Consider the following 21,788-nt stretch of genomic DNA (forward strand, 5'->3'; position numbering starts at 1 on the left):
AATGGTGCTTTTATGAGTAAAACTAAATTATTGGGTCTGGTTTTGGGTCCTGTTTCCTTTATACTTATTCTGTTCTTTTTTCGTCCCGAAGGTTTGTCCGTACAGGCAAATGCCGTATTGGCATCTACCATTTGGATAGCTATTTGGTGGATAACCGAAGCAATTCCTATTGCGGTAACTGCATTGCTGCCCTTGGTGTTGTTTCCGTTATCAGGTGGTTTGGATCTATCGTCAACATCTGGCGCGTTTGGTCATAAGTATGTCTTTTTATATATGGGGGGCTTTATAATCGCCATTGCAATAGAAAAATGGAATCTACATAGAAGAATAGCGCTGAATATTATCAATTTAATAGGTTCTGATATTAGAAAGATAATTTTAGGTTTTATGATGGCAACTGCATTTTTGTCCATGTGGATCTCCAATACGGCTACGGCAGTGATGATGTTGCCCATTGGCTTGGCTATAATTAAACAATTACAGGATAACCCAGATACCGTAGAAGATGAAAACCAGACCTTTGGTAAGGCATTGATGCTGGCAATAGCCTACAGTGCATCTATTGGTGGTGTTGCAACCTTAATAGGTACTCCGCCCAATTTAGTGTTGGCAGGGGTCATATTGGATACCTATGGTTATGAAATAACGTTTATGCAATGGTTTGCTTTTGGTTTGCCTATTTCCGTTATCCTAATTTTTATCTGTTGGAAATACTTGACCAAATATGCCTTTAGCTTTAAACAAAAGTCTTTTCCGGGCGGGAAACAAGAAATACAACGCTTATTGTCAAGTCTTGGCAGAATAACTTATGAAGAAAAGGTCGTTGCCTTGGTATTTGCCTTGACCGCATTCTGTTGGATTACACGGTCAGTTTTATTACAAAAACTGCTACCAGCGCTTGATGATACCATAATAGCCATATTTTTTGCTATTGTGTTGTTTTTAATTCCTTCAAAGAAAAAAGGTGAGCAATTGATCAACTGGGAAGAAGCGGTAAAAATGCCTTGGGGAATTATTCTACTTTTTGGGGGCGGTATGGCCTTGGCCAAAGGTTTTGAATCTAGTGGACTAGCCGAGTGGATAGGTGGTCAAATGACAACTTTATCGGGTCTACCAATACTTATACTCATATTGGTATTGATAGCTTCGGTCAATTTTTTAACCGAGATAACCTCTAACTTGGCTACGACCGCAATGTTACTGCCGGTATTGGCGCCAATGGCCTTGACCATAGATGTGCACCCTTTTGTGTTAATGGTAGGGGCGGCGGTTGCGGCATCATGTGCTTTTATGTTGCCGGTTGCCACACCACCCAATGCCGTAGTCTTTGGTTCTGGTTACCTGCGAATTCCGGATATGGTAGGTAAGGGTTTATTTATGAATATAATTTCTATTTTTATATTGACCTTTTTTGTATATTTTATTCTCCCAGAATTATGGGATATCTCAATAAATAGTTTCCCCCAGAAATTTAAATAAATGAAACTATTACTAATTCCAGATAAATTTGAAGGCTCTCTAACGAGTGAAGCTTTTGCAGATGCATTTGTTTCCGGTATGAAAAAATTAGGGAAGCCTTTTAGTACCCAATATATTAAGGCAACCGATGGTGGAGAAGGGTTTTTAAATACCGTAGCAAAATATAGGCCATGTATTTCTGTTGATGTAATCAGTGAAAACCCAAAAGGTGAGCCAATACGATCGTACTACCTATATAATAAGCAGAGTAATTCCGCATATATAGAATTGGCAAATACTTCTGGTCTGCAATTGTTGTCCTATGATGAGCGAAACCCAATGCTTACTAGTACTTATGGAACAGGATTACAAATAAAAGATGCTATAGGGAAAGGTATTAAACATATTTATATAGGTCTTGGCGCAAGTGCTACCAATGATGGTGGAATTGGGATAGCCAGTGCTCTTGGATATGATTTTTTAGATGATAAGGGAGAAGTGCTAATGCCTTTGGGGTCAAGTTTGCAATTAATTAAATCCATAGACGAATCTAGAGTTATAGCACAATTGAAAGATGTAGACATTTTTATGGTTCATGATGTTGCTAATCCATTATTTGGTAAAGACGGTGCAGCTTTTGTTTATGCAAAATATAAAGGGGCAAGCGAAAATTCTATAATGGAATTGAATAAGGGTTTAATAAGGCTGAACAAAGTAGTTTCAGAAAAATATAAAGTATTTTATAATGATTTGCCGGGTGCAGGGGCTGCGGGTGGAGCAGCTTTTGGGTTGAAAACGTTTTTAAGTGCCAAAGGTTTGGGAGCCATGGACTTTAGTGTTGAATTATCTGGATTAAAACAACTGTTGAATCAAGAAAAATTTGATTATATCATAACTGGCGAAGGTAAAATAGATGAGCAAAACCTGAACAGTAAATTATTACAAGGAGTAATTAAACTTGGTAAAAATTATAAAATCCCGGTAATCACAATTTGTGGAGCACTACAAATATCAAAAGATGCTTTAAAGAGTAAAGGTGTTTTTGATGTATTGGAAATACAAGATACCAGTAAGGATCTTGATTATAATATGAAGAATGCCGCCCAACTTTTATCCGCTAAAACTGCAGAATATTTCATCTAAAAATTAGTAAAAAAAAGTCGTTTTTTTATTTATTTCTTAAAATTTTAAGGTGTAAATAACAATAATGCAATTATAATACGTTATTGCTTTATAATGTGTATTGAAAAATATAAAGTGCCTGCGAATAATTTTCCTTTTTACTCAATCTTTAATTGAATTCGTATTTCTTCGTGAAAAGGTGCTAATTGGACTCTGAAAATCAGAGGTTCAGCTTTTATTTTTTTAGTTTTACACGAACAAATTTTCTAAAGCATGAAAAGCTCAATGACAAATGCGAATACCATATCCCTAAAAAATTATGGGATTACACACGCCAATTTTCATTATCAAGAAACCCCTGAACAGCTTCAAAAAGCAACTCTGGAAATGGACATGGGAGTTGAAACCAGTAACGGAACACTTGCGGTCAAAACCGGTGAATTTACAGGCAGATCTCCTTTGGATAGATTTATAGTTAAAGATGATATCACAAAAGATAAGGTCTGGTGGGGTAATATCAATATTGCATTTGAAAAAGAAAAATTTCATGCACTATATACTAAGGTAATAGACTATTTAAACGAAAAAGAACTTTTTGTTAGAGATAGTTATGCCTGTGCAGATGAGGATTATAAATTGAATATAAGGGTCATTAATGAGTATTCTTGGTCTAATATGTTTGCGTATAATATGTTTTTACGACCTACCGAGGCGGAATTGGAAGATTTTACTCCAGAATGGACGGTAATTAATGCACCCGGTTTTATGGCAGATCCTGCTGTTGATGGTACAAGACAACATAACTTTGCTATTTTAAATTTCACCGATAAAATTGCTTTGATCGGTGGTACGGGTTATACGGGTGAGATTAAAAAAGGAATTTTCTCTGCATTGAACTTTATTTTACCGGTATATAAAGAAACATTGCCAATGCATTGCTCGTCAAATGTTGGTGAGGATGGTGATACAGCAATCTTTTTTGGACTATCAGGCACGGGTAAAACAACCTTGTCAACTGATCCCAATAGAAAACTAATAGGTGATGATGAACATGGTTGGACCAGTAGAAATACCGTTTTTAATTTTGAAGGCGGTTGTTATGCCAAGGTCATTAACTTGTCTGAAGAGCAAGAGCCAGAAATTTATGGTGCCATTAAGCCAGGGGCAATTCTGGAAAATGTGGTTTTAGATGATAAGGGTAATGTTGATTTTTCAGATACTTCAATTACTCAAAATACAAGGGTGAGTTATCCAATTCATCATATTGATAATATTCAGCAGCCATCAATTGGTAAGAATGTGAAGAATATTTTCTTTTTGACCGCTGATGCTTTTGGTGTGCTACCTCCAATATCTAAATTAACTCCTAGTCAAGCTGCATACCACTTTATTTCTGGTTATACGGCAAAGGTGGCAGGTACAGAAGCTGGTGTTGTAGAGCCGGTACCATCATTTTCTGCATGTTTTGGAGCTCCGTTTATGCCTTTGCACCCAACTAAGTATGCAGAAATGCTAAGTAAGAAAATGAAAGAGTCTGGTGTAGATGTATGGCTAGTAAATACGGGTTGGACAGGTGGTCCTTATGGAGTGGGAACTCGAATGAAATTAAAGTATACAAGAGCAATGATCTCAGCTGCCTTAAGTGGAGAGTTAGGTCTTTATTCTTATGATAAATACCATATACATTCAGTATTCGGTGTTGCACAGCCAAGAGAGTGTCCTGGGGTACCAACATCGGTTTTGAGTCCTAGAGCTACTTGGAACGATGATGAAAAATATTACACCACTGCGTTTAAGTTGACAAATGCTTTTAGGGAAAACTTTAAAAAGTTTGAAAGTTATGCCAGTGAAGAAATAAGAAGGGGCGGACCACAACGGTACGCGTTTTAGGAGATAAAAAAAAGCCTTGCATTGCAAGGCTTTTTTTTATGTATGTAGTTCGTTATTTGTTAACGCTCATAATATATTTCTGTAACGCCATAGTCATAGATGGTGTTTCTGGCGTTGGGGCTTTAATATCTATTCTTAACCCTGCGTCTGTTGCAGCATCTACGGTAGAATTTCCAAATACGGCTATTCTAGTATTTTTCTGGTCAAAATCTGGAAAATTCTGTAGTAAAGATTCAATACCGGACGGACTAAAGAAAACTAAAATGTCATAATAAACATTTCTTAGATCGGACAAGTCGCTTATAACGGTTTTGTAAAAAATTGCTCTTTTCCAATTGATGCCTAAAGATTCTAATGTTTCGGGCACATCTGGCTTTAATACATCAGAAGAAGGAAGTAGGAATTTTTCATCTTTGTACTTCTTGATCAATGGTACCAAATCGGCAAATAATCTTTTTCCAACGTATATTTTACGTTTTCTATAGACCACGTACTTTTGAAGGTAATAGGCAACCGCTTCAGATTGGCAGAAGTATTTCATTGAATCTGGCACTTTAAAGCGCATTTCATCCGCAATTCTAAAGAAATGATCTACTGCATTTCTACTGGTTAAGATAATCGCGGTAAAATCGTTCAGATCTATCTTTTGCTGGCGAACTGTTTTTGCGTCAACTCCTTCTACATGAATGAACGGTCTAAAATCAACCTTTACTTTCTCTTTGTCGATAAGCTTGGAATAGGGGGAGTTTTCCATTTTTGGCTCAGGTTGAGAGACCAAAATCGTTTTTACTTTCATATGCTGCACTATTTTAGAAAGCTTCCCATAATAACTAAGGGTGCAATTTCGAGTGCGCAAAGGTACAAAATAAAATAGAAAAAATAGGTGCTTATAAATTTTTGATAGTTGTTCAGAACTGTTATCCAACCAATTATATTGATAACTAAAAATAAAATTAAAGCTATGATTATGATAATTTTTGAGTCTATAAAAACATAAGCTAAAAATACGTTGGCTATAAACAGAATAATGCCAGAATAATTTAAGTAAGTTAATTTCTTAAATATCAGCTCGTTAAACGTATTGTATGAATTAAAAATGAATCCGTTAAAAAGCTGAGCCATGGTTTTTGTACCAATAAATAAGAAAACCCCTGCAAGTAGTAAAGGAAAAATATATGGGTTTTTTGCTTCGGTAGGATTAAAATAAGAACGCCAAATAAAAAAAATAAAAAGTGTAGAATTGATCACTTGAAACACGCTCATTAGAAAATGAAACCAATTAAACAGTTTTTCTTTCTTGGTGTACATGCTAATGTACTTGTTGTTGAACGGTAGTATTATAAAATTTAAAAAACGTGGATAATAGATGCTTTTTGCAATTATAGGGAACAAGAGACTAGCCATAAGGGTTATGGTAATCCAATCGGTTTGTCCAAATGTTCTTGCAATGGGTTCCATTATTTTACGGGAATTGGTTTTCCGTTTAGACCGTATAAAAGGTCATTTTCAGAAATCACAACCCTAAAGTAGCCAATATTTTCTGTTTTAGTTTTTGGTAGTTGAAATTTAAATACCGTAGTATCTTGCTTTTTCAAAGTTGTAATGCCATTAAGCAAAGTTTCTGGGGATATTCGTAAGGTTTCTAATGGATGTTTATAGTTATCCATGTACGTTACGGCGAATTTCAGTTTTTTAAGGTTTATGTCTTCTTTGTAAGGATTATATACTTTTAGGCCAATAGCCTTATCCGTATGCAATTTTACCTCATCATCTTCAATAATACAATCTAATTTGCGGTATGATTGAAAGTTAGAAATGTATTTACCTTTGTAGAGTCCGCCATCTTCTCTTGTATAGGTAAATGCAGGGTTGTTTAAATATTTAGAAACATAGGCAACATCTTTACCGCGCACTTGCTCTTCTGTATCGTTTATAGAATATTGATTTTTACGGTACATAAAGTTGTTTAAGGAAAACGTAGGTGTGCCATTTGTATAAAATGAATACATGGGGGCGTTTCTGTACGAGTTTTCAAACACTACCGGTATGTTACCAACCTCATCTTCAATGGCTTTTGCCCATTCTTTATTGCCGTGGCTTTCATAATAGAAATTAAAGAGCAAGGGCTGGTAGGCAAGTCCCATTCTCAAATAAAGTATTAAAACGGTATTGATGAGTCCTAATCTAAAAATCCAGGTTAAGGCTTGTTTGTTTTGTAGCATGTAGTTAAAAGCAATAACTACAAGAGGTATACAGACAATGATGATCCATTGTGTTTGTACTCTTCTATTGAAGCTAGAAATAAAAAAGAAAATCAAAACTCCGTAAGTTAGATATATTAGAGCTTTATTAAAGAGATCGTTGCCTTTGGTTTTAAAAAGTGCCTTATAGATAAAAGGAAAAGTTAGACCAAAGATAGCAACCAGGTTTACGAGAAAACCTAAAGTGTATTTTTCAAAACTATAAGCCGCATTGGGGCGTTCGTATAAATGATATTTAATGGATACAAAATCATTTTCATAAAGCCAGTAAAAATGAGGGGCATAACAACCTAATGCAACTATGACCGCTAACCAAGCATATTTGTTGGTAGTAAGTTTTAGGTTTGATAATAGCACAAAGAAAATTACCAAAACGGCATGATACTTACTGTACATTAACGCAGCCATAAAAACACCCATTAAAATGGCCAGGCCCCAAGTGTTTTTTTTGATGAAATGCTTATATGTCAACAAAAAACAACTTGTAAAAAATAAGAGAGGCGTATCTGGTAGAGTGAAAAAACCGTAGGCATTAAGCAGTGTCATGGAAAAAACCAGAACAAAATAGTGGGTAATGTAATCGTTCTTTTTTGGATTGTCTATCATTAACCACAGTAGAATAATATTGACGGCAGAAAGAATGCAGCTTATAAAGCGTACGCCAAGCTCACCATTAAAAAAGAAACTGCTGAGTTTTACCAGTAGGGCCACCATGGGTGGATGATCAAAATAGCCCCATGCCATTTTTTGGCTGTAATACCAGTAGTAAGCTTCATCAAAAATGAGTTGCGTAAAACTAGATTGAACAAGGTTTAGAATGAAAATTGCAGCCAAAAAAAAATAAAACTGCATGGGTATTTTAGTCAACATTTGCATAAAGTACTAAGTGGTAAAATTACAAATTTAAGACTACCTACCTAGATTAAATATTTCATAAAGATATTGTAGGCCATTTTAAGACGACTTTTAAAACCTTACTTTTGTCCAAACACCTAGAATTATCTTATGTCCAGTAGTATAGTAATCATACCTACTTATAATGAAATAGAAAATGTAGAGGCTATAATTAGGGCTGTATTTGTGTTGCAGAAAGAGTTTCATGTACTTATAGTAGATGATAATTCGCCAGATAAAACAGGAGATTGCGTTCGTGGACTGCAAGAAGAGTTTAAAGGAAGACTCTTTTTAGAAACTAGATTGGAGAAATCTGGTTTAGGTACTGCTTATATTCACGGTTTTAAATGGGCAATTGCAAAAGGCTACGATTATATTTTTGAGATGGATGCGGATTTCTCGCACACTCCATCAGACTTGTTAAGGCTTTTAAAGGCTTGTGAGAACGGGGCGGATCTTGCAGTGGGGTCTCGTTATAAAAAAGGGGTAAATGTGGTGAACTGGCCTTTGTATAGGGTGTTGTTATCCTATGGTGCATCAATTTATGTAAAATTGGTCACCGGTATGCGGGTAGATGATCCAACAGCGGGTTTTGTTTGCTATAGGAGAGAGGTGTTAGAAGCTATCAACCTAGACTCGGTTCGTTTTGTAGGCTACGCATTTCAAATAGAAATGAAATTTAGGGCGTACTTAAAACATTTTAAGATAGAAGAAGTTTCCATTATTTTTAGAGATCGGGTATTGGGAAAATCAAAAATGAGCTCGTCAATCATTAGTGAAGCGATTTGGGGAGTGTTTATAATGAAAATGAGAAGTTTATTTCTGAAAAATAAGTTTTAAATATGGGTAAAATAGTATTGAAGAACGGTACAATTGTTAATGAGGGAATAGTACAGGAAAAAGATATTCTAATAGTTGATGATGTAATTTCAAAAATAGCCGATGATATTTCTGATGCGGCTGCAGAGGTTATAGATGTTGCCGGTATGCATATTTTACCTGGGGTCATAGATGATCAGGTACATTTTAGAGAACCGGGCCTTACCCATAAGGGAACTATAGCAACAGAAAGTAGAGCGGCACTTGCCGGCGGTATAACTACGTTTATGGAGCAACCCAATACTACGCCGCAAACAACTACCATAGAGAAATTGGAAGAAAAGTTCGCAACTGCATCAAACTCTGCGTTTGCAAATTATTCTTTTCTATTTGGGGGAACCAATGATAATTTAGAGGAATTAAAAAGACTTGATAAAAATGCCTGTTCGGGAATAAAGTTGTTCTTAGGTTCTTCAACGGGCAATATGTTGGTAGATGATGAAAAAGTCATTGAAAACATATTCAGTAATACAGAGATGGTCATTTCTGCACATTGTGAAGATGAAACGACCATACGTGAAAATCTTGCGAAGTACAAAGCGGAGTATGGTGATGATATTCCGGTAGAGATGCATCCTATTATACGAAGTGAAGAAGCATGTTATTTGTCTTCATCAAGAGCAATTGCATTAGCTAAAAAAACAGGGGCAAGGTTGCATGTGTTTCATTTGTCTACCGGAAAGGAAACTGATCTGTTCCGTAACGATATTCCGTTAGGGCAAAAGAAAATTACGGCAGAAGTATGTATACATCATCTTTGGTTCTCAGATGCTGATTATGCAAATAAAGGAACACTGATCAAGTGGAACCCGGCGGTTAAAACCGCCAAGGATCGCGTTATGCTCTGGAATGCCTTGTTAGATGATAGAATAGATGTAATTGCAACAGATCACGCACCTCATTTATTAGAGGAAAAAAACAATGTTTATACTAAGGCACCTTCTGGCGGACCATTGGTACAACATGCCTTGAACGCAATGCTTGAAAAGGTCAAGGACGGTACCATTACCTTAGAAAAAATGGTACAGAAAATGTGTCATAATCCTGCAATATTGTTTCAGATAGAAAAACGAGGGTACATTCGTGAAGGCTATTATGCAGATTTGGTAGTAGCTAATTTAAATAGCCCTTGGACGGTTAGTAAAGAAAATATCGCTTATAAATGTAAATGGTCTCCTTTTGAAGATACTACGTTCTCATCTAAAGTGGTACATACTTTTATCAACGGTCATTTGGGATATAGCAATGGTGTGTTTTCTGAAAAACGAAATGCAAAAAGACTTACATTCAACAGATCATGAAACAGTTTCTATTTCTAACCCTGGCGGTGGTGTTATTTTCTTCTTGCGCGGAGGAACTTATTGAAAAACCGGATAATTTAATACCAGAAGATAAAATGGTCACCATAATTAAAGATATGGCCATTGTTAATGCCGGTAAAGCTACAAATCTTAGTAAGCTTAGGGAAAACGGTGTAGATCCAACGTCTTATATCTTTAAAAAGTATGAGATCGATAGTGCACAATTTGTAAATAGCGACAGGTATTACGCATCTAAACCACTGGTTTATGAAACTATGTACAAACAAGTGGAAAAAGAATTGGAAGAGCAACGATTAAAATTGGAAGCAGAAAAAAAAGTACGTGACAGTATGAACCAGGCAGAGAAGGTTAAAAAAAATATTGACCTTAATGAGAAAGACTCAACGTCGATCAAGAGTGTTCAGCAATAAATAGCTTTGATGAAAAAGTAATCTGCTCGTCCAAGCTCTCAAAATCGGTTTTTATGACCTGTTTAATTTTTGAGTTGTTGAAAATACTAGGGTGTTTTAAACCGTAAATGGTATTTTTAGTAATGGTTCTGTTGCTACCGGTAAATATTGTTTTTAATTTATCCAGTATTCTTCCAATATTCAATTGCCAAAACTTAAGTGGTTTTGTGGGAGGTCTTTTTCCCATGGTCAAGGCAATTTTATGCAGTACGTCTTTATAAGAAAGGTTTTCGGCCACTAGAATATAACGCTCACTATGAATATTAGAATTCATTAAAGTCGTCATTATCGTTACAACATCTGTAACGCTAATAAAACCAGAACCTCCAGGAGGGTAGTAGTTATAGCCTTTAGATGCTGTTTTGAAAAAAGAACCGCTGCCGGAATCCCAAAATCCCGGACCAAGAATTACGCCGGGGTTTACAATGACCACATTTAAATTTTCTTGGGCGCCGCGCCATACTTCCATTTCTGCAAGGTATTTTGTAATGGCATAAGGGTTGGCGTTTTGTCGGGTCCAATCGGTTTCTTCGGTTGCGGTTTCTCCGTTGAGTGTTCTTCCAATAGTGCCTATGGTACTTACGTGGCATAGGTTTTTGATACCCGCAGCAATACAAATGTTTACAATATTGGCGGTACCTTCTCTATTAACTCGTTCCAATTTTTTGAAATCGGAAGGGTCAAAAGAAATGAATGCGGCACAATGATATACTTGGGTGATATTTACAATTGCATTTTCTAAAGAGGGGATATCTAAAATATCGCCCTGGATCCATTCAATTTGGTTGAAAAGGGAAAGGGAATCATCCGTGTAATAACTAAAGATTTTTTTTACTTGAGAAATTTTGTCCGCAGATCTATATAAAGCCCTGACCGCAATATTTTCCCTTGTCAATTTCAGTAGCAAATGCGACCCCACCAAACCTGTGCCTCCTGTGACTAATACCATAATTCAAATTTAGGAAATACAGGTGGATAAATTCATGCTTTAAACTTCTGTGTACTGGCAAGAATTCCATTTATATTTGCAGTACAATTAAAATTAAGCAAGAAATGACAAATTTTGTCAAAGAATTACAGTGGCGCGGTATGTTGCATGATGCAATGCCAGGAACAGAAGAACATTTATTGGAAGATATGCAGTCTGCTTATGTGGGTATTGACCCTACGGCAGATTCTTTACATATAGGTCATTTGGTGGGCGTAATGATGTTACGTCATTTTCAATTGGCAGGGCATAAACCTTATGCATTGATCGGTGGCGCTACGGGTATGATCGGTGATCCATCTGGTAAATCTGCAGAACGTAATTTGCTTGATGAGAAAACGCTACGTCATAATCAAGAGGCATTAAAAGAGCAATTATCTCGTTTCTTGGATTTTTCAGGAGACGAAGAAAACGCTGCGGTATTGGTCAATAACTATGATTGGATGAAGAACTTCTCGTTCTTGGAATTCATTAGAGATGTCGGTAAGCATATTACCGTAAATTATATGATGTCTAAAGACTCTGTAAAGAAACGTCTTTCAGCAGAATCAAAAGAAGGCATGTCCTTTACGGAATTTACTTATCAATTGGTACAAGGGTATGATTTTCTTCACTTGTATAAAGAGCATAACTGCAGCCTTCAAATGGGCGGTAGTGATCAGTGGGGCAATATAACCACGGGTACAGAATTAATTAGAAGAATTGCCGGTGGTAAGGGGTATGCCTTAACCTGTCCGTTGATTACAAAGGCAGACGGTACTAAATTCGGTAAAACAGAAGGCGGTAATGTATGGTTAGATGCGGAAAGAACATCACCTTATAAATTTTACCAATATTGGTTGAATACCTCAGATGAGGATGCGGATAAATACATTAAAATATTTACTTTCTTAGGTCAACAAGAAATTGAGGAATTAATTGAGCAGCATAAAGAAGCGCCACATTTAAGATTGCTTCAAAAGAAATTGGCAGATGAAATTACCGTAATGGTACACTCCCAAGATGATCTTGATAATGCGGTAAGGGCCAGTCAAATTCTGTTCGGTAAATCTACGGCATTGGATTTAAAGGGGCTGAACGAAAAAACGTTCTTGGATATATTTGAAGGTGTACCGCAAGCGGAACTTTCTAAATCTGAGTTGGCAGACGGATTGGATATGATAGGTGCATTGGCTGCTAAAACAAACTTCCTGGGGTCAAATGGTGAAGCAAGAAGAGAATTGAAACAAAATTCTATTTCGGTAAACAAAGAGAAGGTTAAAGAAGACTTTTTAATTACTGAAGATGATTTGATCAATAATAAATTTGTGCTTTTACAAAGAGGAAAGAAAAATTATTTTGTACTGGTTTTCAATGACTAAAATGAAAACGTTTTTTGGCATGGAATAATTCTTTAAGTATCCCCTTAGTTATTAAAATAATTAAGGGGATACTTCGTTAATAAGCATAAACCCCTGAATTATGATCAAGAAGTATATTTCCATTATCTGTTTATTTGCCATTTTTTCTTCATGTGACAAATTAGATGAACTTACAAAGTTTGATATGGAATATAGTCAACGTGCTACCATACCATCTTCTGCGGGCATAGATTTACCTTTTGATGTTTTTACGCCAGAAATGGAAACGAACTCAGAATCTACTTTTGAAGTAAACGATACTAGAAAAGATCTCATAGAGGAAATTAAGCTCACCGAGTTAGAATTGGTGGTCATCTCTCCTGATACTGCAGATTTTAGTTTTTTAAACTCTATAGAGGTTTATATTTCGGCAGATGACCTAGAAGAAATTAGAATAGCTTACTTAGAAGAAGTGCCTGAAGATGCAGGCAATGTAATAACATTAGATACCTCTGATGCTGATTTAAAAGAGTATATCAAGAAAGATCAATTCAGTCTAAGGTTAAATACTGTAACCGATGAATTAATGAGTACCGATCATGAATTGGAGGTGAATTCTACGTTCTTTGTAGACGCCAAAATTTTAGGTCTTTAATAATTTAAGATTGCCTTAACGCAACGTTATGGACACTAGGGTATCTTGTAATTACTTACAAGTCTTGGTGCTATGAGAAATTATACAATTTATATTTTGTTAATAGTTACATTGGCTTCTTGTGCCAGTGATGATGATTATGGTTTAGCATCTACACAATTTGTGTTTTCAGAACAAAAATGGGTGTTGACACAAATGTCCGGAAGTTTCCAAAATTCTGAAACTAAGGGCGAGGATATGGAGTGGCAAGAGTATTATATTTTCTCTCCAGAAGGTACTTTTGTAAAATCTAGAACTGTGGAAGAAGAAGTAATGGAGGCAACCGGAAGTATTGAGGTTTTAGAATACGATGACGATCCAAATCATTATTTAGAACTCACTTTTGAAACAGGGAAAGAGTTAGCCGGTAACTGTACGGGCGATAATAAAGAAATACTGATCTACAGAAGTTCAACTGAAATTTCTAGTTTATGGATGGCCTGTGATGGTCCTGGGTTAGATTATCAACTGGTCAAATAATTGTTATTGCACAGTATTTTTAATGAATGATTCTGCTGTTATGGATTTGCTTTTGTTGTAAGTTGTAACAAAAGTATGTTTGACCCGATCAGAATATAGAAAATATGGTATCCAAATAGCGGCAGATAATGCAGCCCTAAAAATATCAGAACCAACAGTTGGGTCCGGTATACCAAATTGATTCAATAAAAAACTTTCCAATAAAATGATAACTAGGTTGCAACCGTAGAAAATCATCATCATAATTGGTGTACAGGTTCGTTTTTTAAATAGCAGAATTATAGTAAGGATTACGAATACTAAAAATGTAAAGTTGTAAAAAAGTTCCATACCTAAATACAACTTTAAAAAGCCTACATTGTCATAACCAGCATATTCAAAGCCTTCCCAGATACTATTGTTAAAATATCCGGTGTCAAATATTTGAGCTAAGATGAGAATTGGAGTAAGAACTATACCGATAATGGGTAAAATTAACCACCCGCCAAATGGTTGTGCAGGTAAAGCTGCAATTTCATTATTTGGGTTGAAATTTTTGAAAATTTTAAATGCAAAAAAAATGCTTATGGCAATAGCCGAAATTGCTATAAAAACTGAAAGCCAGCTAATGCCAGATGTGGCGGTGTTATAGGTATAGGTTAATTGAGTGCCAATATCTTCTCTTACCTTGTCAAGGCCGTTCAAAAATGTCTCGGTTTCTTTTGCGGGTACTATATCTGTTTTTAGTTCATAACTATAATCTATAGTGACCATATTACCGTTAACATGAATACTTTTCTTAAAGCTATAAAAATCATTATCTATTACAATGTCTTTTAAATCTATGTACCAAGGTTCTGGCATTAAAATACGGGTTACTTGGGTAAAGCTAAATGGTATGCCGGCATTGTAGGGCATATTTCTCTTTAATGAATTGTTGTAACTAACTAAACCATCTAACACCAAAGAATTGATGTCGAAATAAATGGTTTCTTCTCCCTCAATTGTGTTCCATAATTTTTCAATGGAATAATGCTCATTTGTTGTAACTATATTTTCATAAGGTCTTGTTTCGTCTAGTATGGTCACCTTGCCGCTAGAACTTATATTAGGGTAAAGGTTACTATAAAAACTTAAGTATTCTTTATTGATGTTTTGTTCGGTATTATTTTTAAAGTACGATCTTATCTCGTCGGCTTTACTACCAAAATATTCAGTTTTAACATCAAATTTTGCATTGCCGCCTATAGAATCCAATGTAATATCTTCTACTATATGGATCTTTGGTTTCGTAGAATTAGGTATTTCTTTAAGTTGGTTACTACCTTCTTTTAATACCAATCCAAATTTATAATTTGGCGTGGAAAGTCGATAAAGGTCTCCGCCTTGGTTGGCTATTGTAGGGTCTACAAAATACTCTTTGTCATCGTGTTCAAAATAGACGATACAATGATCAAAAATAAAGTGGTTAGGAGCATATTCATTTAAATGTTCATTTGATCCACTGTCAACTAAGATTGGATAAGCGTCCACTCCTTGTTGTTGCAATAATGTAGATAATAGCATTGATTTGTCTTTACAATCACCGTACCTGCGGTTCAATACATCATATGGTTTGTGCGGTTTAAATGCACCTACACCGGCCTCAAAACCTAAATATCTAATCTCATCTTGTACAAACCTGATTAGCTTTACAATGACATCTTGTTTTGAATCTAAGTTTTTGTCAATTGTAATAGGCAGTTTTAATGGCGTCCTTGGTATTTGGTAATGCGGTGTTAGCAATTCAGAAACATCTTTCCAGCTATTAAAAGTTGAAATGGAAATTCTTTTTTGCACGTTATACCAATACGGGGTATTGCTATCGTAAATTACAAATTCATTGCTATTGTTTTCCCAGGAATATTCTGTCCCAAAACTGGTATGTTCAATTTTAGGCTCATTGGCCCCATTTAATAATTTATAAAATATTGGGTTGTTTTTATCTGTTAAGACCTTACTGTATATTTTATTGACGGGTATAGTGTATTCCTCGTAAACTAAATTAGCGTAATTTCCTTTGTTTATAGGGTTGTAACCTTTTAAGGTGTAAGCATATTCAACGATATCACCAACTCTTATGTCCGATAGATTAATTACCGCAGTTAAGGAACCATCATATAATGAGCGCTCTAAATTGGTCTCTCTTTGGAAAGTATTAATAGTTGCGTTTTGTAGCTTATCTATTTTTTCACCATTACGAATAACTTGTATTTTGTGAAAAGCTATAGTTTGATATGCAGGGTCAAATACAGCATTTATGTCAGACATTTCCTGAATGCCTTCATTGTTTAAAATTTTAACCGCATAATGTATAAATTGCTCTTTTTGAACTAGATTATCCTGATAATCTAAAACCAGATATTTGTAAGCACCCTCATTATTAGGTTCTTTTTCTTCTTGGTATATAATTGGGGTTACCCAATTTGGAAGAGGTGTTTTTTTTACTTTTTGTGCATTAGTAGTAATGCTGAATATTAGATGTATGAAGAGATAAGTATAAAAGCGCATTAACATTTATTTACCGTAAATATGTTAATACACAACGTCTTGGTTTTATAAAACGTATAATTAAAAATTATTTGAACAATTAAAGCACCATAAGGTTACAGCCACGTACATCACTATTATCAAATCTACCGATTACTTCAAAAGTACCATCATGATTGATTTTTCCAAGGTCTTGTGTGGCAATGAACGAGCAAGAATTGATATTGGCAAGGTCAATGACATTGATTCCGCCAGATTTACCGTTCTTTAAATATGTAAGCGGGTCTTCAGTGTCCCTTACCAAAATTTTCATCCAAGAAGGGCAATCAAAAACACCGTTACCTTTAGAATAGGCTTGAGAAAGTAGTTCTGTCATTCCATATTCAGAATGTATGTGTGGTACACCAAAACCTTTAGAAAGTAGTTCATGTAATTCTTGTCTTACGATTTCTTTTCGGCGACCTTTCATGCCTCCGGTTTCCATTACTACTGCATTCTTTAAGTCTAATTGATACTGCTCAGTAAACCCCAGTAAAGCAAAAGATACCCCAATGATCAATATTTTGGTATCTGTTTTTTGTAGCTCACCAAGTAGCTTATAAAGCTGTTCATATTCATTTAGAAAAAAGCCACTTTTTGGGTGCTTTGATTTTTTGATCAAATCATCTGCCATATAGATCAGTGAAGATCCAGTACGTTCCAAATAAGAAGGTAAAAGGGCAAGTACACAATAATCTTCAATATCACCATAAAAATGATTGAATGCCTTTAAATAGCTTTCTTCATATAGACTAAGATCGGTAACATGATGTTTACTTGTTTCACTTCCTGTAGTACCACTACTGGTAAAGGTTATTTCTGCAGCATCAGTTGAGCTGAGAACACTTTTAGATTTGAAAAACTCAATGGGCAAAAACGGAATCTGTTCTAAAGTTTGAACAGCATTGGGGTCTGTATTTAAATAGGAGCAAAAAGCTTTGTACACTGGGTTGTGCGTGTGTTGAAACTTAAAAATACGCAATGCATGATGTAAAAAATCAGCTGCCGTGCGTATGTCAAAAATAGCATTGTGTTCCATGGTTCTTGCCTAAGGGGACAAAGGTACTGAACCAAATTATTTTTATGTATTTGTACCGTAATTAAGTAAGCTTTTATTTCACCACGAGTTTACGGGTAATAGATTTGTTGTTTTCGGTCATTTGAACAACATATACGCCTGGTGAAAGTTTTGAAATATTCAATGCTTTGGCAGATAGTTTATCGGTCAATACTAATTCGCCAAAAACATCATATACTCTAATTTCCTTTAAAGAGTTCTGTTGCGTAGTAACATAAACAACATCTGCAATTGCCGGATTTGGGTATAATTTGAATCCGGTAATTTCATCATTGTCCAAGTTGTTGATGTCTATGGTGTCTTGGGCATATAAACCAACGGAGACTACCATAAATAGCATTAAGTAGATTTTCTTCATTTTGTATTGATTTGGGATCAACACTACAAATGTAGATAGAAGTGTAACTGGTACACTGAAAATGTTGTGAAAGCTAATTTTATGTAGGTCAATGAAATAGCCTTTGCATTTCATCGTAAATATGTGTATTTAACCGAAGGTGATTTGTTGGAAAAGTTGTGGATAGAAGGGGCTAAGTTTACTTTACGATCAACTTACGTGTACACATTTTGTCCTTTTCAAGAACACGTAGTACATAAACGCCCGCATCTAAATCAGATAGATTTAACTCCTTGCCTAGGATGGTCGTTTTTAATAACAAGGTTCCAAAAACGTCATAAATGAAAATTTCTTTTGGAGCGTTAAGATTGGTAGAAATGTAAACTTTACCTGTGGTAACCGGGTTGGGGTACATGGTAAAACCACCTATATCACCATTGCTTTGGGTACTTTGCCCATAGCAGAAGGAAGTGAATATAAAAAAGATGATTAGGTAAAGGTGCTTCATACGCTACTACAATACAAATTGTATACCACAAATATATAAATATTGATGACTGAATGTCAATGTGGTAGACCCTTTCTTCTAAATTTTTCGATGAAATGCAAAAAAGCCCGCAATTTGCGGGCTTTTTCTAAATGAATGCATTATTTTTTAGAAAGAAAGGCTATATCCTAAAGAGAAAGATAATCCTGGATCTCTAAAAGAAGAGCGATTTGTGATTCCTCCGAAAGACTCATACAAGCTTTCTCTTGTATCTCCAAGTAAGTTATTAGCTTTAAAGCTTAGTTTAGAACGTTGTTCCTCTCCAAATTCTTTTGAGATATTAAAATTTAAGCTGTTAAATGGTTGGATAAACACATCGGCATTTTGTCCGAAACCTATGATCTCCAAGGTTTTTCCTTGTACATTATAGAAAAGACCGGTTTCAAATCCATTTTCTCTATTGTTATAGTTTAAGCCAACGTTGATCAAATATGGAGATTGACCTTGTAATTGTCTTGTGTCTTCAATAGTTTCACCATCTCGAGCAAAAATCTGTCTGGTTTCAAATTCTTGGTCCTCTCCTTTTGCCATTTCAATTTTAGAATCAATAACAGAGATATTTAAGTTAAGGCTTAAATCATTAAGGCTTTCAGAAATAAAACCGAAGTTTTTACGTGCTTCAAGTTCAACACCGAATACATCTGCCGATGGTGCATTACGTGGAGTAATTTGGTTTGGAGCAACGTTACTGTAAGCAACTATCTCGATAGGGTCTTCGAATTTTTTATAGAAACTACTAAAGGCAACCATTTGTGCTCTATCTCCGAAAACTTCAAATCTAAAGTCGAAGTTATCTATATAGGTAGGTGTTAATTCTGGATTACCGATAAATAATCTACCCGTTAATAAATCTGTAATTTGAACAACTGATAATTCTTTAAAACTTGGTCTTGCCGTAGTTTTTGAATATGAGAATCTGAAATTGATGTTCTCTTTCATACCATAAATTAAGTTAGCGGAAGGAAAGAAATCTAATTCATCTATCGTTTTTTCGTTATCGAATACTTCGGTACCTGTATTATTTTGTCCTGTGAAATGCGTAATAAATTGCTCTGCTCTTACCCCTAAAATAGCTCTGAATTTATCAGAAAATTTAAATTCATTAGATAGGTATGCGGCTGTTGTTTGCTGATCGGAATCATAACTATTCGCAGGCTGAAAATTACCTCTTATATAGGCTCCAGAGCCACTTTCAACTGTCCAAATATTCTCATCGGCTAGAATTGCATCAGGATCACCATTTAAACCAGCAGTAGCAAAATTTCTAAAGGCTATATTATAGTTTTGTATGTCATACTCTCTTTGTTTGTAGCTGTAAAGTCCTCCAAATTTTAGCATAGATTTATTGCCGAACATTTCATAGCTTTTAGAAAAGTCAACTTTTCCTACCGCATTAACTTCTTTAAGTTCTCTCCAAAGTCGTTGTGGAAAACCTGCGTCTGAGCTAATAGAGAAGCCATCAGGATCAATAATGAATGTTGTTAACCTAACATCTTTGTCATTTACATTTACCATGGTTGGCGATAAACTCCACTCGGTTATAAAGGAAGCATCGTCAGAGGTATGTTTTCCAGAAAGTAAAAGGTTAGATACCGCACGTTCGTAGTATTCTAAGTTGTCCCTAACTACATCAATATCATTGGAAAGCTGAGTTTCTTGATTGAAAAATGCTGCTTTCGTCTCTCCGTTTTGTATGTGCAACAAGTTTAATTTATATTTTGATTTTCCGGTTTTAAAGGACAAACCTGTTAAAAAGGAAGTCAAAACATTATTAGAACCCAAGTCTCCTTGTTGTATTCTGTCGAATCGTAATTCGTTAACATCAGAATCTGGACTTTTTTGGTAGATACCATTTTCAAATCCTTCATAAAAAGTAGTGGTGTTCTTGTGATCTATAGAAGCGATAAAACCAAGTTTGTTATCACCAACATTAAATTGATTTCCATAGCTGAATCCTAAGCTGAAGTCTGGTTTTGAATTTTCTCTTTGGGTAGCAAGTGTTTTATTAAATGAACGTGTAATACCTTCTAAAGTTCCGTTTTCTGCTGAATTGGAAGGATTAGGAATATCGGTTTCCTTTGATATCGGTAAATCTCTGGTTCCATCGTCAAAACCTAAAAAGTCAGTTCCACCACCTTCATAAGTAACATAGTTGTCCTTAAAATGCATGTCTGGATTAAAACCAACAGAAGCTGAGATAGACATTTGTTTTTGAGTAGGGAAATCTTTAGTAACGATATTTACAACACCACCGGTAAAGTCGGCAGGTAATTCAGCAGCAGCAGATTTAAGAACTATTACATTTTCTAAAATGTTGGTAGGAAATATATCCATTTGAACGGTGTTCTTATCTGGATCTAGACCAGGTATGTCCATTCCGTTTAAAATGGACTTGGTATAACGGTCTCCTAAACCTCTAACAAATACATATTTTCCTTCTTGTACAGATACGCCTGGTACACTTTTAATAGCGGATGCAATATTACTTGCACCAGTAGTTTTTATTGCTTCAAGCGATAATCCGTCCATTAAGGTTACCGAATTTTTCTGAAGATTTAAAACAGATGCTTCTGTGTTCTTGCTTACTGTAGTGGTTACCACAACTTCGTCTAATTGTGAAGAAGCCTGCTCTAAAGTTACGTTTACTTCAACTGTTTTATCAGCTTCAACAACAACATCGGATACTTGCTTTGTGGTATAACCAAGATAAGAGAACTTTAGTGTATAAATTCCGGGTTCAACTTCAAGAGTATAAATACCGTCAAAGTCAGATGAGGCACCTATAGTTGTGCCTTGTATTAATACATTGGCAAATGGGAGTACATCATTAAACTCGCCATCCATCATTTTCCCTGAAATGGTACCGGTTTGAGCAAAGGACCACTGTGCTAGTACAAGGGATGTTACAAAAAGAAATTTTTTCAACATTTTATTTAAATTTATAAGGCTCAGTTATTTAATAAAATAGTCCAAAGGCTTATTTAAAGCCTTTGGACATATTGTTTTTATTGTGTGTTTTTAGAATTACAAGCCTAATTCAGTTGCAGCCGATGCCCATGCAAAAGCTGATAAATCTGCACCTACAGTTGCTGTTTCCACTGCAGTAGCGTTGTCTGTAAATTTAGTTTCGTCTCCTGCATTGAAGTCACCGGCAAAAACTTCACCGATAGTAGTCAATCCTTCTGGAAGAACAATTTCCCAACCAGAGAAAGTGATACGATCTGCAGAAAGTTCAGTTGCAGAATCTTCTCCACTGATACTTACTGTAGCTTCTGCATTGAATCCTGAAGCGAAAACATTGTTAAGGTTTGCGATAAGACCATCTCTTAAGTCAGCATATTTACTAGAAGTACCAGCACCTATTAGAGTAATGTTCTCCATAGTGAAACCACCTTCTGTAGCGGCACTACCTTCAGGACCGTCAAGCTCAAGACCAGAACCAGACTCAGTTCCCATAACAACAACACCATTAGTAAGCGTACCGCTCCAAGCTTGATCGGTA

18 protein-coding genes and 1 pseudogene are annotated in these 21,788 nt (G+C 35.5%); 9 read left to right on the forward strand and 10 right to left on the reverse strand.

Annotated features, from left to right (window positions below; translation table 11 throughout):
• Positions 1-12 precede the first annotated feature (12 nt).
• From B2Z27_RS19205 to pckA, 3 genes are all read left to right on the forward strand, one after another.
• Positions 13-1,479, forward strand: coding sequence for an SLC13 family permease (locus tag B2Z27_RS19205; protein WP_286814880.1), 1,467 nt, complete (start codon positions 13-15; stop codon positions 1,477-1,479).
• Entirely contained in the window at positions 1,480-2,601 is a 1,122-nt protein-coding gene (locus B2Z27_RS19210) for a glycerate kinase (RefSeq protein ID WP_286814881.1), read from the forward strand.
• A gap of 252 nt (positions 2,602-2,853) precedes the next feature.
• Positions 2,854-4,470, forward strand: a complete 1,617-nt coding sequence (pckA, locus tag B2Z27_RS19215) for a phosphoenolpyruvate carboxykinase (ATP) (protein WP_286814882.1) — start codon at positions 2,854-2,856, stop codon at positions 4,468-4,470.
• Positions 4,471-4,522: 52 nt separating this feature from the next.
• Here pckA and B2Z27_RS19220 read toward each other — a convergent pair whose 3' ends face one another.
• Genes B2Z27_RS19220 through B2Z27_RS19230 form a run of 3 tightly spaced genes read right to left on the reverse strand, consistent with a single transcriptional unit; the run spans position 4,523 to position 7,583 of the window.
• Positions 4,523-5,266 carry a uroporphyrinogen-III synthase gene (locus B2Z27_RS19220; RefSeq protein WP_058104930.1) on the reverse strand — a complete coding sequence of 248 codons (744 nt, stop codon included), beginning with the start codon at positions 5,264-5,266 and terminating at the stop codon, positions 4,523-4,525.
• An 8-nt stretch (positions 5,267-5,274) separates the two neighbouring features.
• The gene (locus B2Z27_RS19225) at positions 5,275-5,928 is read right to left on the reverse strand and encodes a DUF4271 domain-containing protein (RefSeq protein WP_071340501.1); all 654 of its coding nucleotides are present in this window, start codon (positions 5,926-5,928) and stop codon (positions 5,275-5,277) included.
• On the reverse strand, positions 5,928-7,583 hold the full coding sequence (locus B2Z27_RS19230) for an ArnT family glycosyltransferase (protein ID WP_286814883.1): 1,656 nt from the start codon (positions 7,581-7,583) through the stop codon (positions 5,928-5,930). Before B2Z27_RS19230 ends, B2Z27_RS19225 begins: the two co-directional genes overlap by 1 nt.
• Positions 7,584-7,736: 153 nt before the next feature.
• On the opposite strand from B2Z27_RS19230, the gene B2Z27_RS19235 reads away from it, so the two are divergent.
• Genes B2Z27_RS19235 through B2Z27_RS19245 form a run of 3 tightly spaced genes read left to right on the forward strand, consistent with a single transcriptional unit; the run spans position 7,737 to position 10,236 of the window.
• Positions 7,737-8,465 carry a polyprenol monophosphomannose synthase gene (locus tag B2Z27_RS19235; RefSeq protein ID WP_058104932.1) on the forward strand — a complete coding sequence of 243 codons (729 nt, stop codon included), beginning with the start codon at positions 7,737-7,739 and terminating at the stop codon, positions 8,463-8,465.
• Positions 8,466-8,467: 2 nt separating this feature from the next.
• Entirely contained in the window at positions 8,468-9,805 is a 1,338-nt protein-coding gene (locus B2Z27_RS19240) for a dihydroorotase (protein WP_286814884.1), read from the forward strand.
• The gene (locus tag B2Z27_RS19245) at positions 9,802-10,236 is read left to right on the forward strand and encodes a DUF4296 domain-containing protein (RefSeq protein WP_286814885.1); all 435 of its coding nucleotides are present in this window, start codon (positions 9,802-9,804) and stop codon (positions 10,234-10,236) included. Before B2Z27_RS19240 ends, B2Z27_RS19245 begins: the two co-directional genes overlap by 4 nt.
• On the opposite strand, the gene B2Z27_RS19250 is transcribed toward B2Z27_RS19245, so the two are convergent.
• Positions 10,217-11,224, reverse strand: coding sequence for an NAD-dependent epimerase/dehydratase family protein (locus B2Z27_RS19250; RefSeq protein WP_286814886.1), 1,008 nt, complete (start codon positions 11,222-11,224; stop codon positions 10,217-10,219). The genes B2Z27_RS19245 and B2Z27_RS19250 overlap by 20 nt on opposite strands.
• Before the next feature lie 104 nt (positions 11,225-11,328).
• Here B2Z27_RS19250 and tyrS point away from each other — a divergent pair, with 104 nt between their 5' ends.
• From tyrS to B2Z27_RS19265, 3 genes are all read left to right on the forward strand, one after another.
• Positions 11,329-12,624 (forward strand): tyrosine--tRNA ligase, encoded by a 1,296-nt coding sequence (gene tyrS, locus B2Z27_RS19255; protein ID WP_286814887.1) that lies wholly within the window; start codon positions 11,329-11,331, stop codon positions 12,622-12,624.
• Between the two features lie 100 nt (positions 12,625-12,724).
• Positions 12,725-13,258, forward strand: coding sequence for a hypothetical protein (locus tag B2Z27_RS19260; RefSeq protein WP_058104937.1), 534 nt, complete (start codon positions 12,725-12,727; stop codon positions 13,256-13,258).
• Between the two features lie 72 nt (positions 13,259-13,330).
• Positions 13,331-13,777 carry a hypothetical protein gene (locus B2Z27_RS19265; protein ID WP_286814888.1) on the forward strand — a complete coding sequence of 149 codons (447 nt, stop codon included), beginning with the start codon at positions 13,331-13,333 and terminating at the stop codon, positions 13,775-13,777.
• Positions 13,778-13,780: 3 nt separating this feature from the next.
• Here the strand turns inward: B2Z27_RS19265 and B2Z27_RS19270 are convergent, their stop codons facing one another.
• The 6 genes and pseudogenes from B2Z27_RS19270 to B2Z27_RS19295 all read right to left on the reverse strand — a co-directional run.
• Positions 13,781-16,306 carry a DUF3857 domain-containing protein gene (locus B2Z27_RS19270; RefSeq protein WP_286814889.1) on the reverse strand — a complete coding sequence of 842 codons (2,526 nt, stop codon included), beginning with the start codon at positions 16,304-16,306 and terminating at the stop codon, positions 13,781-13,783.
• Positions 16,307-16,385: 79 nt separating this feature from the next.
• The gene (locus B2Z27_RS19275; protein ID WP_286814890.1) at positions 16,386-17,363 is read right to left on the reverse strand and encodes an acyl transferase; all 978 of its coding nucleotides are present in this window, start codon (positions 17,361-17,363) and stop codon (positions 16,386-16,388) included.
• Between the two features lie 73 nt (positions 17,364-17,436).
• The gene (locus tag B2Z27_RS19280) at positions 17,437-17,760 is read right to left on the reverse strand and encodes a T9SS type A sorting domain-containing protein (RefSeq protein ID WP_286814891.1); all 324 of its coding nucleotides are present in this window, start codon (positions 17,758-17,760) and stop codon (positions 17,437-17,439) included.
• A gap of 178 nt (positions 17,761-17,938) precedes the next feature.
• Positions 17,939-18,247, reverse strand: coding sequence for a T9SS type A sorting domain-containing protein (locus B2Z27_RS19285; RefSeq protein ID WP_058104942.1), 309 nt, complete (start codon positions 18,245-18,247; stop codon positions 17,939-17,941).
• 147 nt (positions 18,248-18,394) lie between these two features.
• On the reverse strand, positions 18,395-21,214 hold the full coding sequence (locus B2Z27_RS19290) for a TonB-dependent receptor (protein WP_286814892.1): 2,820 nt from the start codon (positions 21,212-21,214) through the stop codon (positions 18,395-18,397).
• A gap of 96 nt (positions 21,215-21,310) precedes the next feature.
• Positions 21,311-21,788, reverse strand: a pseudogene (locus B2Z27_RS19295) (hypothetical protein); the annotation flags it as partial.

It is taken from the genome of Maribacter sp. UBA3344 (assembly GCF_002362375.1).
GTDB classification, from domain to species: Bacteria; Bacteroidota; Bacteroidia; order Flavobacteriales; family Flavobacteriaceae; genus Maribacter; species Maribacter dokdonensis.